Source organism: Candidatus Limnocylindrales bacterium, assembly GCA_035571835.1.
Classification (GTDB): domain Bacteria; phylum Desulfobacterota; class Binatia; order UBA1149; family CAITLU01; genus DATNBU01.
This window is the reverse complement of record DATNBU010000039.1, coordinates 218,481-234,829: the sequence shown is the minus strand read 5'-3', so window position 1 is coordinate 234,829 and position 16,349 is coordinate 218,481. Positions and strand designations below refer to the sequence as shown.

Below are 16,349 nucleotides of genomic sequence, written 5' to 3'. Positions count from 1 at the left end.
CCGACCGGGACCTACAAGATCGCAGCCAGTATTTCAGGAGAGAACATGGATCCGACCACTACCCCGCAAGCCGTCGCGCAAAGCATCAGCATCCTCGATCTCGTGATGCAGGGCTGGTACGTGACGTACCCGCTGATCCTGATGTCGATCATCGTCACCAGCATCCTGATCGAGCGGATCTGGGCACTTCGCGGCGTCGCCAGAGGAATCGACGGGATCACCGAGGATGCGTGCGAGAAGCTCGGCATCGGCGATCCAGTGGCGGCGTCCGGCGTGCTGTCCGGCGCGATGAACGTTTCGCCGGCCGCGCGCATCTACGCGCCGCTGGTTCCGCTGTTCGGCCGCTGCAGCACCGACGACCTGCTCGAATACGGCGAACGGCGCCGACTCGAGGAAGTGCGCCGCATGAAGGGCAGCATCTGGCTGCTCGGAACCGTGGCGGCGTCGGCTCCGTTCATCGGTCTACTCGGCACGGTGATCGGCATCATCAAGTCGTTCCACCAGATGGCCGTGATGGGCACCGGCGGTTTCGCAGTCGTGGCCGCCGGCATCTCCGAAGCGCTGGTCGCAACCGCGCTCGGGCTTCTGGTCGCGATCCTCGCACTGCTGTTCTTCAACTACTTCCAGGTCAAGATCGGCAACCTCGATACCCAGCTTCGTGTCGGGCTCGGCCGCTTCGTCGAAGCGGCGGCGGCGTCGCTCGCCCTCGAGGACGCGGGAGGCATGCATGGCACTCGGTAAGATCTCGCTCGACGACTCGGGCGACTCGATCATGGCGGAGATCAACATCACTCCGCTGACCGACGTGTTCCTCGTGCTGCTGATTATCTTCATGATCACGACGTCGGCGATGGTCGAGTCGGCGGCCACCGTCAATCTGCCGAAAGCGCAGCAGGTGGTGGAGGAGGCGAGGGGACTGACGGTCACGGTCACGGCTGACCGCCGTCTGTTCGTCAACCAGCTTCCGGTCGAGATGGGCCAGCTCGAGCCGACGCTGCGCGACCTTCTCGCCGACGATCCGAAGAAGCTCGTCATTCTTCAGGGCGACGAGACCGTGGTGCTCGGCCAGGCCGTCGACATTCTGCAGGCCGCCAAGCGCGCCGGCGCAACGGCCATCTCGATCGCCGCCCAGAAAGCGGCCCCGGCGCCGGCGCCGTAGTCGGAAAATCGGGGACAGACACCGATTTCGGGAAATCGGTGTCTGTCCCCGATTTCCTGGCTCCCGGACGACGCATCCGGGAGCGTGCGCACAGCGCGAAAAATCGCCCGGTGCTGTCATTGATTCAACGAGTCGGTAAAAGGGTTCGCGAGCCACAGCGCTGCGCTACGGAACCGTTGGGAGTGGGTCGGGTCCGAGTCCGCGGAGCGTTTCGGTTCAGGGGGAGCCAGAACCGGTCATGGGCGTGATCCGCATCCTGCTCGTCGAGGACGACGAAGACGATTACACGCTGACGCGAGAGCTCCTCGCGGAAGTCGAGGACGAGCAGTTCGACCTGGTCTGGGCACCGACCTACGAGGACGCGATTCTCGAGATCCGGCGCGGGGGTTACGACGTCTACCTGGTCGACTACCGGCTCGGCCGCAGAAGCGGCCTCGACCTTCTGTGCGGCGAGCTGCAGGAAGGCCGCCTCGGCCCCGTCATCATCCTGACCGGCCAGGACGCCCGCGAAGTCGACGTCGAGGCGATGAAGCACGGCGCCGCCGGCTACCTCGTCAAGAGCGAGCTTCGCTCACGCCATCTTGCCCGCACGCTGCGTTATGCGATCGAGGGCTACGCCGCCAAGAACACCGAACCGGCGTCCGGTATCGCGACCGCGGCGGCATCCAAACGCGGACGCACGGTCGCACTGATCGGCTCGAAGGGCGGCGCCGGTACCACGACGATCGTTGCCAATGTCGCCTCGGCGTTGTGCACGCGCGGGCTGTCGGTGACCGCCGTCGAGATGCGCGGCGACTACGGCAATCTCACGCGTCTCGTCAACATTGCTCCACTCCACGACATCAACACGCTGCTGGCGCTCGAGCCGCACCAGATCGGTCCGGAGCAGTTCGAGGCCTGCCTGTCGAGGCAGCTGAGCGGCCTGCGCGTGCTGGCCGCGCCGCAGAACCCCGAAGACTATCGCCCGCTTCGCGTCGATCACGTCCGCGCGATCACCGACGCCGCGATCCGCACGTCGGACCTCGTGATCATGGATCTTCCGTCGGCTGCGACCGACGTGAACCGCGAGGTGCTGTGCAAAGCCGACCTCGTCGCGATGGTGATCGAGCGCGAGCCGTCGGCGATCGCATCGGCCCGCGCGATGATGGCGCTGTTCCAGACCTGGGGCGTGCGCGTACCGATCGGCAGCGTCATCATCTCGCGGATCAACATCCCCGAAGCCACCAGCGCCGCCGAAATCAACAGCCAGCTCGGCCTTAAAAAATACGGCGTAATCCCCGCCGCGCCGGAAATCTTCCACAAGTGCGCCGTAACCCTCCAGCCCGTGATTCACGCCCACCCCGCCCATCCGGTAGGACGAGCGATGGACGAGCTGGCGCTGTTCCTTCTGCTGGTTCGCTGAGCTCGCGAGTCGCTGGTTCGCTGAGTTCGCGAGCTACTGGTTCGCCGAGTTCGTGAGCGCCCGCGGCGAAAGCTGCGCGCATTCGTTCGACGCAGCGTAAACAAAAAAGGGTCTTCGTGGATTGGCGTGGGTTGCTGTCTCGGGGTTTTTGATCAGACGGGCTCCCTCAGATTGGCGGGTAGTTCCTGGTGCACGAACATTCCGCGGGGAATGTGACCCAGGTCTCGTCCGATGCATCAGCCCTCAGAGCGATCGGTGTCTTGAGCACCTGCACCGGTGTGAGCGATGGCGACGGGTGCGCGGGTTTGTCGATAATACGCACGCGGCGGCGGGCTCCGATCCGCGCGGCGTCGGGCGCGAATCACGGCCGCGCTATGCTATTTTTGTGATCGAAGCGTCGTCGCAATGTCGATTTCGCTTGACGCGATATTTCGCCGTTTGACGTCGCGTATAGCGTACCGAAACAGAGCCCACCGCTTTTTTCGCCGACTCCGCCCCGTATCCCGCTCAGACCTCGCGCTTTGTCGCGACAGGCGCATGTCTCTGAGCGGTCGCGTCCTTGCCAAGAACGACGCCTGAAAAACCCGTGTTACAAGCGTCGTCATGACGACATTCTTCGACAGCGTTGCAAAGCTTTCCGAACAGGAACTGCTCGATCACTTCGAGAACCTCGTCGCTCGCGACCGTCGTACGACCGCGGCGCTTCTCGTCGCGATCGCCGAGATCGACGAGCGCAAGCTCTGGGCTACGCATGCCTGCTCTTCCATGTTCAGCTTCTGCATGGAGCGCTTTCACATGTCGGAGCAGGTAACGGCCAAGCGGCTTTGGGCTGCGCGCACGGCGCGTCGCTTTCCGGTCGTGCTGGACCTGGTCGCACGCGGGGAGTTGCATCTGAGCGCGATCCATCTGCTGGCGACGCATCTGACCGACGAGAACCACCTGAGAGTGCTCGGGCGCGCCAGGCACAAGAGCTCGCGCGAGGTTGAGCGGCTGGTTGCCGAGCTCGCGCCGCGACCGGATGTGGCGTCGCGTGTTCGTGCGATGCCGCGGCGTCGCGGTGCGGGCGCGGCGAACGATGGGCCGGCGGTGACGGCGCCAGGGTTGGCCGATCCGATGTCGCTGGATCGCGAACAGGCCGGCGGTGCGAGCGATCGGTGCGCTTCGACAGACCGCGAGTTCGTCGGCGGCGGTGCGAGCGATCGGTGCACTTCGACAGACCGCGAGTCGGTCGGCCGCTCGAGTAATCGGTCGGACTCGCCGGACTCCGAGGTCATCGGTGCTGCGATCGCTCCACGGTCCGCCCAGCCGACAACAGTGACGAAGCCGATCGTTCCGCTCAGCCCACGTCGTTACAAGATCGAGATCACCGTAGACGAAGAAACGCACGACAAGCTTCGGTCGCTGCAGGATCTGCTCGGCCGGTCCGCGACCGGTCGCGACGCAGCCGCGATCATAAGTCGTGCGATCGACGTGTTGCTCGTCCGGACACTCGCGCGCAAGGCAGGCTCGACCGATCGACCGAAATCGATGACGTCGCCGAAAGAAAAATACACCGATCGACCGGGGTCGACCACGTCGACGAACGCGGAATGCCCCGACCGTCCCGCCACAATGCCCGCGGCCGATACAGCCGCTTCGCAGCGAGAACAGCGATCGCGGACCATCCCCGCAGCCGTGCGGCGCGAAGTATGGCGACGCGACTCCGGACGCTGCTGCTACGTAGACGCACGAGGACGTCGCTGCCGCGAGACGGGCAACATCGAGTTCCACCACAGAGCTCCCTTCGCGAAGGGCGGACCTCCTACGCTGGAGAACATCGAGCTGCGCTGCGCGGCACACAACCAGTATCAGGCGGACCTCGACTTCGGACATGCCTTCATGGACGCGAGGCGCGGCAATCTCACCGATGCGGGAACATTCCCCGGGGAATGTCGGGGGATGGCGGCTGCGCCGTAAAGGTGCGACGCGGCATCCGCACGCCGTCTCGAGGCTCCCATCGCCGGCGCAGTGGTCTGGGCCCGGAAAAACATGGACGCGAAGCGCGGCCATCTCGCTGAAACACGAACATTCCCCGGGGAATGTCGGGCGATGGCGGACGCGCCGTGAAAACGTCGTCAAAGGCTGGATGATCTTGGTCCGGGCCTGGAAATCAGGCTGGTTGCGCGCAGCTCACGACCTCGAAGCACCCGCACAAGCCCGCGAAGAGCCACAAAAAAAGCCCGCGCATGACGTATCATGCGCGGGCGACGAGAGTGGGTCAGATGCGAGGCGGATTCCGGCGTAGAGAGGGAGTCGTACTTCCCGTACGTCGACCGAACGAAGCCGGAATCCAACGAAGCAGATGGCCCGCTATCGTCGTCCGCCCCGCAATCGTGAAACTACCTACTTGAACTTGAAGAAGACGCTGAGGGTCATCGGGATCAGATCAAAACGATCCTTGCCGCCGATCACGCCGGTCATCGGCAGGATGTAGCCGGCTTCGAAGGAGACGCCTATGCGCTCGGTGATGAAGGCCGCGATTCCGAGGCCGAAGCGGCTCGCGAACGAGCTTTCATGGACCGATACGGACTGGCGGTCGGCCTGCACGTTGTACCAGCCGAGGCCGAACAGCGCGTAAGGCTGGAAGCGGCCGGTCAGCGGCGAAATTCGCCCGTTCAGGCTGAGCATGCGGGCTTCGACCGACGGCGCGCTGTTTCCGGTGACCGGGTCGAGCGCGTCGGTGTTGAAGTTGACCAGGGACTGCCATTCGACCTCGGCGGCGAACATCTTCGCGAAGCCATACCCCAGGCGCAGATCGTAACCCCCGCTGTTCTTGAGGTCGCCGTAATCAGGCTGGGCCGTGATGCCGCTGCGCAGGTCGCTGTCGTTCTGTTCGACGGCATAGACGGCGCCCGCGCTTACGTACGGCGCAGTTATGGCGAACGGCGATGCTTCATCGGCAGCTCCGGCTGTGGCGGTGGTCATGGCCGCGAATACCGCTGCCATTGCGAGTCCGAGGTGTCTTGAAGTCATGTCCTGGTTGCCTCCAGCCCGAGAGCCTACACGCTGAGGAAGCGCCACACAACGCAGCCGCCTGCGCACAACAATCGGGCACGAGTCCTGCGCCGGAGAGATTCTTCACGTCGCCTCGAGACCGTAACCGTGCATCCTCGCTCTCATTGCAATGATTCGCGGAGCTTTGGCAGGCATCGCGTGACATCCATGGAATCGGAGCCCGCGGCGATTCGATCCCGGCGACCCGCTGCAGTGACCAGGTCCGTCGGACCGCCGCTTGCCCGGCGTCGGCTGATCTTGCGGAGTCGCCCCGCACAGCACCCCGGTCGCATTGTCGAAGGATCCGGCCGAAGCCTGCGATGGGCCGAGGGCCGGTGCCGCCGCCCGGCAACGGGAAGCTCCTCGATCGGGGTGGAGGCAGCCTGTCCGGACGGCCGCGGGCCCTTGCAGAACGGCTGTTTTGGCCGGAAAGCGCAGGGAAAGTCTGTGGTGCCTCCCGGCGAACTCATATAGGTTTCGAGGCCTGCTGGGGGCAGGCGCCCGGATAGTTTGGTTGCTGATGGGGACGGGGGTCCTCCGTCGCGGGCGCAGACAGTGCAAAGCGGAGTGCGGATCGGTTCCGACAGGGAGGGATGATGAGACTTTTTGGCTCGAGGCTGTTCGTCGCCACATGGCTGGCGTTCGGACTGATCGCAATCTCGCCGCTCGACTCGCACGCCGTCGTCAAGTGCGACGTCCAGGGCGACGGTCAGATCACCGGCACCGAAGAATGCGATTCCGGAGCCTGCTGCAACCTCTCCAAGTGCCAGCTTCTCACTTCCACGTGCCGCGCGTCCGCCGGCATCTGCGATCCTCTCGAGTCGTGCGCAACCATTCCCGTCGGGACGATCGTTGCCGATTGTCCTGCCGATGTTTTTTCTACGGCGGTCTGCCGCTCCGCAGTCGGCGTCTGCGATCTCGCCGAAGTCTGTAACGGCTCGAGCGCGAACTGCCCTGCGAACGTGCTCGCACCGAACACGCTCGAATGCCGCGCTGCGGCGGGCGTGTGCGACGTTGCCGAGACCTGCACCGGCAGCACGACCACCTGTCCCGGAAACGCCCTGGCCACGACCTCTGTCGTCTGCCGTCCTTCGGGCGGCGTCTGCGATATCGCCGAGAGCTGCAACGGAACCGCGACGACGTGCCCCGGCGACACCAAGAGCAGCGCCGTCTGCCGCGGCGCGGCCGGCGTCTGCGATGCGATCGAAGCCTGCAACGGAACCAGCGACAACTGTCCGGCCGACGTGCTTTCGCCGACCACGGTGGTCTGCCGGGGCTCGACCGCGGTGTGCGATGCTGCCGAGACGTGTACCGGATCTTCGATCGCGTGCCCCGGCGACAGCTTCGCATCGACCGCGGTAGTCTGCCGCGCGTCGGGCGGCGTCTGCGACGTGGCCGAGAACTGTACCGGCGCATCGTCCGCGTGCCCGACCGACGTGGTCGTCGGCGCCGGCGTGCTGTGCCGATCCGCGAACGGCGTCTGTGACACCAGCGAAAGCTGCAACGGCACCGCCAAGTCGTGCCCGGTCGACGGTTTCCTTACCGGCACGCTGTGTCGCGAGTCGGCGGGCGTCTGCGATACCGCAGAAGTCTGCAGCGGCGCGAGCGCATCGTGCCCCGCCAATTCGCGCAGCACGTCGATCTGCCGCTCCGCCAACGGCATCTGCGATACGTCGGAGACGTGCACCGGCACGTCGGACAACTGTCCGGCCGACACGTTCGCGGGAACCACGCTGATCTGCCGCGGCTCGAACGGAGTCTGCGATGCGGTCGAGCGCTGCAGCGGCACCGCTCCGTTCTGCCCCGCGGATTCGTTCTCGGCGACGATCGTCTGCCGCAGCGCCGCCGGAATCTGCGACACCGCCGAAACCTGCAGCGGCACGGCGGCCACGTGTCCGGTCGACAGCGTGGCGCCGACGACGACGGTCTGCCGCGGCAGCGCAGGAGTATGCGACGCAATCGAGCGCTGCGACGGCACGACCAAGAACTGCGCCGCCGACAGCGTGCAGCCGAGCAACACGCCGTGCACCAGCGACGGCAACGTCTGTACCACCGACGTGTGCGACGGCACGCTCATCTCGTGCACGCATCCGGCCAACTCGAATACCTGCGACGACGGAGTCTTCTGCAACGGCACCGAGTCGTGCGGCGGCGGAACCTGCAACCACACCGGCACTCCGTGCGTCGGAGTCTGCAACAGCACCTGCGACGAAACCGCCGACACGTGCGCCGCACCGGCCGGAACGCCGTGCACGGACGACGGAAATCCGTGCACCGACGATACCTGCGACAGCTCCGGCACCTGCCAGCACACGTTCAACACCGCGCCGTGCGACGACGGAGCGTTCTGCACCGTGGATGAGCATTGCAGCCTCGGCACCTGCGGCGGCGGCGTCCCGAACCCGTGCAGCGACGGAAATCCGTGCACGACCGACGTCTGCAAGACCGCGGCCGGCGGAAGCTGCACGCACACCAACAACACCGGCTCGTGCGACGACGGCGTGTTCTGCAACGGCGCCGACACGTGCGCGAGCGGCGTCTGCGGCCACGCGGGCAACCCGTGCACGACCGAGTGCAACAACTCGTGCGACGAGCTGGCCGATTCGTGCGCGGTTGCTTCGGGAACTCCGTGCACGGCCGACACCAACCCGTGCACGCTCGACCAATGCAACGGCACCGGCTCGTGCGGCCATCCGGCCGGGAATGCGGGTACGGTCTGCCGCACCTCGGGCGGCATCTGCGACGTCGTCGAAACCTGCGACGGCGCAAGCACGGCCTGTCCGGCCGATGCGGTGGCGCCAACCGATGTGCTGTGCCGGGCGTCGGGCGGCATCTGCGACGCGAACGAGTTCTGCAGCGGCACGGCGAAGACGTGTCCGGCCAACACGTTCTTCACTTCGACGACGACCTGCCGCTCTTCGGCGGGCGTCTGCGATCTCGCCGAGCTCTGCACCGGAACGGCGGCCGGCTGCCCGTCCGATTCGAAGAGCACCGCGGTTTGCCGCTCTGCGGTCGGCTCGTGCGACGTCGTCGAAACCTGCAACGGCGTGACCGACGCCTGCCCGGCCGACGTGCTGTCGCCGACCACGGTGGTCTGCCGCGGCTCGGCCGGCGTCTGCGATACGTCGGAGATCTGCACCGGCAACAGCGGCGTCTGCCCGACGGATCTGTTCGCGTCGAGCGCGACTACGTGCCGCGGCTCGGGCGGCATCTGCGACGTGGTCGAGACCTGCACCGGAAGCTCGGCCGCGTGTCCTGCCGACACGTTCCTCAGTTCGACCACGGAGTGCCGCAGCTCGGCCGGCATCTGCGACGTCGCCGAAACCTGCAACGGCGCGGCGGCGACCTGCCCGGCGAACACTTTTGCGATTCTCGGCACGATCTGCCGCGGCGCGGCCGGCGTCTGCGACGCAGCCGAGACCTGCAGCGGCTCGACGTCGACGTGCCCGGCCGATGCCAAACGGACGACTTCGTTTGCCTGCCGCGCGACGGCCGGCAGCTGCGACACCGCCGAGGTCTGCAACGGCACGGCCGATGCCTGTCCGGCGGACGCATTCCTGGCGAGCACCGTCGTCTGCCGCGGTTCGATCGGCGTGTGCGACATTGCCGAGAACTGCACCGGAGCGGCGGCTGCTTGCCCGGCGAACGTATTCGTTCCCGCCAGCACCTCGTGCACGAGCGACAGCAATCTGTGCACGGACGATCTTTGCGACGGCGCGGGCACGTGCGCGCATCCGAACAACACGGCGCCGTGCGACGATGGTCTGTTCTGCACGGTCAACGATGCGTGCAGCGGCGGAACCTGTACCGGTGCAGCCAACTCGTGCACGGACGGCAACGTCTGCACGGACGACGTCTGCAAGGAAGCCAACGACAGCTGCACGCACACCAACAATACGGCGCCCTGCGACGACTCCCTGTTCTGCAACGGCGCCGACACGTGCGGCGGCGGCACGTGCGGTCACGCCGGCGACCCGTGCACGACCGAATGCAACAACTCATGCAATGAATCGACCGATTCGTGCGCGGTCTCGGCAGGCACCGCGTGCACCGCGGATGCCAACCCGTGCACGCTCGATCAGTGCAACGGATCCGGCGCGTGCGCGCATCCGGCGGGGAATTCCGGAACGCTTTGCCGGACGGCGTCCGGCGCATGCGACGTCAACGACTTCTGTGACGGCACGTCGACGGTCTGTACGAACGCATTCGTCGGAGCGGGCACACTTTGCCGCGGCGTGGCGGGCATCTGCGACGTCGCCGATTCCTGCAGCGGCACCTCGGCGGCCTGCCCCGACGTGTTCCTTACGTCGCTGACGACGTGTCGCGGATCGGCCGGAGTATGCGACACCGTCGAAACGTGTTCCGGCACTGCAGCCACGTGTCCGACGGATACCAAGCGCTCGACGACCTGCCGCTCGTCGACCGACGCGTGTGATGCGGTCGAAACCTGCACCGGTGTCGACAACGACTGTCCCGCAGATCTTGCGAAGACCGGCGGCACGCCGTGCCGCGCGTCCGGCGGCGGCTGCGACGTCGTCGAGACCTGCGACGGAACTTCGTTCGCGTGCCCGGCCAACCTCGTCGCGACGGCCGGAACACCGTGCCGCCTGGTGCAGGGCATCTGCGATCTCGAGGAAACCTGCAGCGGCACGTCGGCGGGATGTCCCGCCAATGCATTCGTCGCATCGGGCACCACATGCCGCGCGTCGTCCGACATCTGCGACGTTGCCGAAGCGTGCACGGGCACGTCCGCGGCGTGTCCCGTCAACGGATTCGCATCCACTTCGACGCCTTGCCGCTCCGCGGCCGGTGTCTGCGACGCAATCGAGACGTGCGACGGCGCGGGAAGCTGCCCGGCCGACGGCAAGAAGACTTCGGTCTGTCGCTCGGTCGCCGGAGTGTGCGACGTCGCCGAATCGTGCGACGGAACCTCCGACTCGTGCCCGGCCGATCTCGTCGCGAGCACCGCAACGACATGCCGGAGCGTGGCGGGCAGCTGCGACGTTGCCGAATCGTGCGACGGAACCGCCACGGCCTGTCCTTCCGACGCGTTCGTCGTTTCAGGTACCGAGTGCCGCGGAACTGCCGGCATCTGTGACGTCGCCGAATCGTGCACAGGCGCCGCCGCCGCATGTCCCACCGACAGCTTCGTGTCTTCGTCGACGACGTGCAGGGAATCGGCGGGAATCTGCGACACCCAGGAGAAATGCACCGGAGGCGCAGCCGCGTGTCCGTCCGATTCCAAGAGCACGGCCGTCTGCCGCGGCCTCGCCGACAGTTGCGACGCGGTCGAGACGTGCGACGGCACGTCGAACGACTGTCCGGCCAACGTTCCGGCGGCATTGGGAACGACCTGCCGCACAGCCGGCGGAGTCTGCGACGTGGCGGAGACCTGTGACGGGACCTCGATGGCCTGTCCGGCGGATGCCAAGAGCACGAGCGTCTGCCGTACGGTCGCGGGCGTCTGCGATACCCAGGAAACCTGCGACGGCACCAGCAACGCATGTCCGGCCGACGTGTTCCTGCCGACCAGCGCGCTCTGTCGGGCGACCGTCGACGTATGCGACGCCGCCGAGAGCTGCACCGGCCTGGCTGCCGCGTGTCCGGCGGAGACATTCGCTCCGAATACGACCACGTGCCGCAGCGCGGTCGCCATCTGCGACGCCGAAGAAAAGTGCACGGGCATGGCGACGGCCTGTCCAGCCGATCTGAAGAGCACCGCGGTCTGCCGCGGCGCAGCCGGTGTCTGCGACGTCGCCGAGACGTGCAGCGGCAGCTCCGACAACTGCCCGGCCAACGCGGTCGCGAGCGCGAGCACGACGTGCCGCGGATCGGGTGGAATCTGCGACATCGCGGAGAACTGCGACGGCTCGGCCGTCGACTGTCCGGCCGATGCCAAGAGCACGAGCCTGTGCCGCGCGGTGGCCGGCGTCTGCGATACTTCGGAGACATGCGACGGCGTCGCGAACGCGTGCCCGACCGACGTGTTCCGCCCGACGACGACTGCGTGCCGCACGACGGTCGACGTCTGCGACGTGACGGAAAACTGCAGCGGTGCGTCGGCGGCGTGTCCGGCGGACACGTTCGTTTCGAATACGGTCACGTGCCGAAGCGCGGTCGGCGTCTGCGACAGCGACGAAAAGTGCACTGGGTCGGGCGCGGCCTGTCCTGCGGACGCAAAGAGCACTGCAGTCTGCCGCGGCCTTGCCGGCGTGTGCGACGCCGTCGAGGCCTGTAACGGAATCTCCAACGACTGCCCGGCCAACGCCGTCGCGACGGGGAGCACGACGTGCCGCGGGTCCGCTGGAATCTGCGACATCGCAGAAACCTGCGATGGCTCGACCGTCGCCTGTCCGGCCGATGCGAAGAGCACGAGCACGTGCCGCCCGGCGGCCGGAGTCTGCGACACGGCCGAAGTCTGCGACGGTGTGGCCAACGCATGTCCGAGCAACCTGTTCGTCGCGTCGACCACTGTATGCCGCGGCACTACCGATGTCTGTGACGCGTCGGAGAACTGCACGGGCGCGTCCGCGGCATGTCCGGTCGATACGTTCCAGACGGTCGTGGTGATCTGCCGCGACAGTCTCGGAGTATGCGACCTTACCGAAACGTGCACGGGAAGCGGGGCGGCATGCCCTGCGGATGCGAAGAGCTCGGCAACTTGTCGCTCGTCCGCGGGCGGCTGCGACGTGGTCGAGACGTGCGACGGCGTGTCGGACGCATGCGGGTCCGACGTGGTTTCGAATTCGGGCACCACGTGCCGCGGCGTCGCGGGATCGTGCGACGTGGCAGAGACCTGTGACGGAACCGCGACGGCCTGTCCGCAGGACGATTTCGTTGCGGTGGAAACGCCGTGCCGGCCGTCCGCCGGCATCTGTGACCAGGGCGAATCGTGCACGGGGACCGCGGCGGCCTGCCCGACCGATGTCTTCGTTTCCTCGTCGACCACGTGCCGCGAGTCGGCGGGAGTCTGCGACAACATCGAGAACTGCACCGGCAGCACTGCCGCGTGTCCTTCGGATTCGAAGAGCACGTCGGTGTGCCGCCCGTCCACCGACTCGTGCGACGCGGTCGAGACCTGCAACGGTACACTCGACAACTGCCCCGCGGATCTCGCGCGCAGCGCCGCGACGACGTGCCGCTCGGCCGTCTCCATCTGTGACGTTGCGGAGAGCTGCGACGGAACCTCGTTCGCGTGCCCGTCGGACGGATTCGCAACCTCGACCACTGCGTGCCGCGGCTCGGGCGGCATCTGCGACGCCGTCGAGTTCTGCACCGGCGCCGGCACGGTGTGCCCGGCCAACGGGTTCCTCACATCCACCACGACGTGCCGTGCATCGGCCGGAGTCTGCGACGCGGCCGAGACGTGCAGCGGCACCGCTGCCGCGTGTCCCGTCCAGGCGTTCGTCCCGTCGACGACCGTCTGCCGCACGTCGGTCAGCATCTGCGACGTCGACGAGAGTTGCACCGGAACCTCGATCGCATGTCCGGGCGACGCGTTCGCCGCATCGTCGAAGTCGTGCCGCTCGTCGGCCGGCATCTGTGACAACGTGGAGAACTGCACCGGGACGTCGTCCGTCTGTCCGATCGACGCATTCCGCTCGGCGGCAACCACGTGCCGCGGCTCCGCCGGAGTCTGCGACACCGCTGAAACGTGCACGGGCACGTCGGCGCCGTGTCCGACCGACGCCTTCGTCGCCTCGACCGTAGCGTGCCGTTCGACGGCCGGGGTCTGTGACGTGGTCGAGCTCTGCACCGGATCGGCAGCGGCATGTCCGGCCGATACGTTCACCGCAACGACGACCACCTGCCGCAGCGCGGTCAGCACGTGCGACGTGGCCGAGACCTGCACCGGCACCGCCGCCGCCTGTCCGACGAATACGTTCGCCGTCTCGACGACGGTGTGCCGGACCTCGACCTCGGGATGCGATGCCGTCGAGAGATGCACCGGCTCGTCTTCGGTGTGCCCGGCCAACGGGGTTCTTGCGGGCGGAACGGTCTGCCGTGCGGTCGTCTCGGAGTGCGACAACGAAGAAGCCTGCGACGGTGTTTCGTCAGCGTGCCCGGCCGACGGCTTTACGAACGGCAACAAGATTTGTCGCATCGCGGTCAGCGTGTGCGACGTCGATGAACGCTGCACAGGCTCGCTGCCCACGTGCCCGACCGATGCGTTTTCCAGTTCGACGACGCCTTGCCGTTCGCTCAACGGACCATGCGATGTGGCCGAGAACTGCACCGGAACGGGTGCGGCCTGTCCTGTCGATTCGTTCCTGAGCAGCGCGACAGTCTGTCGCGGCACGTCCGGTATCTGCGACGTGGCGGAGAATTGCACCGGTACGTCGGGCGCATGTCCGGGCAACGCCTTCGTTGCCTCGACCACCGTCTGCCGTGAATCGGCCGGAGTGTGCGACGTCGCCGAAAACTGCACGGGGGGCGCCGCAGCCTGTCCGGCGAACACGTTCGTGAACTCGGCGATCATCTGTCGCAGCGCCGTCGACGTGTGCGACGCGCTCGAAACCTGCACCGGCACCGCTGCGGGTTGTCCGAGCGACCTGCTGCTGACTTCGGCCACGATCTGTCGCGGCGCGGCGGGCGTCTGCGATGCCGTCGAACGATGCACCGGCGGCAGCGTCGCGTGTCCGACCGATGTGCCTCTGACCTCCGCCACCGTGTGCCGCACGTCGGCCGGAGTCTGCGATCCTCTCGAAAGATGCACCGGCAACAGCAACACGTGTCCCGCGGATACGTTCGAGGCAACCACGACCGTCTGCCGCACCGCGAGCGGCGTTTGCGATGCGGCGGAGAACTGCACCGGTTCGACCGCTGCGTGTCCGGGCAACGGGTTCCTCCCGACGACGACGGAATGCCGCGCGGCTGCCGACATCTGTGACGCTGCCGAACGCTGCACCGGAACCGGTACGGCCTGCCCCGCAAACGCATTTGCCACGTCATCGACGGTCTGCCGCCCCGGCATCGGCGTGTGCGACGCGGTCGAGCTGTGCACCGGCTCATCCATCGCGTGTCCGGATGACCTGCTTCAGACGTCGGCCATCATCTGCCGCGGAACCGCAGGATCGTGCGACGTCGTCGAGCGATGCACCGGGATTGCCACGGATTGTCCGGCCGATGTGGTCGCGGCGTCGACGACCGTCTGCCGCACGTCGGCGGGCTCGTGCGACGTGGTCGAGAACTGCACCGGAGCGTCGCCTACGTGTCCAGCCGATGCGGTCCTGGATACCACCACGGTCTGCCGCGCCGCGATCGATGCGACGTGCGACTTCACGGAGTTCTGCACGGGGACGGCGGGGACCTGTCCGCCGAATTCGGTCGAGACGCAGGGCACCGCGTGCACCGACGATTCGGAAGTCTGCACGACCGACGTCTGTAACGGAGCCGGCGCGTGCGCGCACAACGCCAACACGCTTCCGTGCACCGACGACCTCTATTGCACAGGCGCCGACACCTGCGCCGGTGGCACGTGCAGTGCGCATGCCGGCAACCCGTGCCTCACCGGCACGAACTGCATCGAGGCGAGCGATACGTGCGATCCGTGCGCAGCGCTCACGCTGCCTGCCACGCAGAGCTGTTTCGTCGGACGCAGCTGCACCGTCTCGGTGGGGCTCGCCGCGGGCGGCCTGTCCGTGGGCGACGTTCAGACCGAGCTCGTCGGCGATCCGGCCTCGACATGTTCGACTTCGTGCACGGTTGGGACTGCGGCGTCGAACGGCACCTGCAGCATCGACGAGACGTGCTCGCTGCTCGTCGCCGACGTCACTCCTCCGCCGACCAATTTCTCCGACGGTGAGATCGCACGCGTGAACGTGCTCTGTTCGTCAGCCGGAAGCGGCACGCTCTGCATCGGCGACACGACGCTGGCTGCCGCCGACTCGAGTCCGGTCCCGGTCTGTACGGCTGCGGAGTGCGCCGACTACTCGTGCGCGGCCTGCGAGCCGGGTGATGCGAACACCACGCCGGGCATCGATGCCGGCGATCCGATCGCGGTCGTCCACTGCGTGGTCGGCGACGCCAATCCGCTGTTCGATTGCACGTGCGGCGGCGACTGCAACTGCCAGAACGGAACCGACGTCGCCGACGCGATCTGCGCGGTCAAACGCCTCGTCGGGACGTTCTCGCCGGATACGTGCGCGGGGGCAGGGCCGTCTTCGGCCCAGGACGTCGCCGCGTTCGTCGCGGTGCGCGAGCTGGCAGCGACCGAAGATGCCGACCGCTCCGTCGTGCGACTCAAAGGAGAGGAAGCGGGCGAGGTCGCAGGCCTGCATGTGACGCTCGACACAGGAACGGGTGCCGAGCAGGTGCGGCTCAGCCGCCGGCTCGTCAAGCGCGGCTTCCAGATCCATCAGATCGTTACCGATGGGCATGCCGGCGTCGTCGTGACGCCCGGGCTGCCTGACGAGAGCATCGGCAAGGGGCCGGTCCTCAGAATCCGTCATCACGGCGGCAACGTGCAGGTCGGCTCGACCGAATACGGTTCGACCGAAGGCCTGTCGCTGCGAGGCCAGGATCAGGCGCCACAGGATCAGCCGCAGGAAGAGGGACCGGCCGGAGACGGCACAGAATGATGACGAGCCGCGCCAATCTGCCGCCTTACGCATCGAACGCGGCAGTCGATCGTGCGTTTCCGCTGCGGCGGCACCGGGGTTCTTGGAGTACAGGCACGAAAGCTCGTATAGAAATCGGAGTCTGCGGGGAGCACAATTCTTGATTGCGCTGAATGCCGATCGGCGAGGGGGGCCC

6 protein-coding genes are annotated in these 16,349 nt (G+C 66.9%); 5 read left to right on the top strand and 1 reads right to left on the bottom strand.

The annotated features are described in order from the left end of the window. Positions 1-45: 45 nt before the first annotated feature. The 4 genes from VN634_18085 to VN634_18070 all read left to right on the top strand — a co-directional run bounded on the left by VN634_18085 (position 46) and on the right by VN634_18070 (position 4,517). Positions 46-741, top strand: coding sequence for a MotA/TolQ/ExbB proton channel family protein (locus VN634_18085; GenBank protein ID HXC52800.1), 696 nt, complete (start codon positions 46-48; stop codon positions 739-741). Further along, positions 728-1,159, top strand: a complete 432-nt coding sequence (locus VN634_18080) for a biopolymer transporter ExbD (protein HXC52799.1) — start codon at positions 728-730, stop codon at positions 1,157-1,159. The genes VN634_18085 and VN634_18080 overlap by 14 nt, the downstream gene beginning before the upstream one ends. 238 nt (positions 1,160-1,397) lie before the next feature. Continuing rightward, on the top strand, positions 1,398-2,561 hold the full coding sequence (locus VN634_18075; GenBank protein ID HXC52798.1) for a response regulator: 1,164 nt from the start codon (positions 1,398-1,400) through the stop codon (positions 2,559-2,561). A 603-nt stretch (positions 2,562-3,164) separates the two neighbouring features. Beyond that, positions 3,165-4,517 carry a hypothetical protein gene (locus tag VN634_18070; GenBank protein ID HXC52797.1) on the top strand — a complete coding sequence of 451 codons (1,353 nt, stop codon included), beginning with the start codon at positions 3,165-3,167 and terminating at the stop codon, positions 4,515-4,517. 426 nt (positions 4,518-4,943) lie between these two features. On the opposite strand, the gene VN634_18065 is transcribed toward VN634_18070, so the two are convergent. Then, complete coding sequence (locus tag VN634_18065; protein HXC52796.1) at positions 4,944-5,573, bottom strand: porin family protein; 630 nt, start codon at positions 5,571-5,573, stop codon at positions 4,944-4,946. Between the two features lie 617 nt (positions 5,574-6,190). On the opposite strand from VN634_18065, the gene VN634_18060 reads away from it, so the two are divergent. Next, a complete protein-coding gene (locus VN634_18060) occupies positions 6,191-16,174 on the top strand; it encodes a hypothetical protein (GenBank protein HXC52795.1) in 9,984 nt (3,327 codons plus the stop codon). The last annotated feature ends 175 nt before the right edge of the window (positions 16,175-16,349 follow it).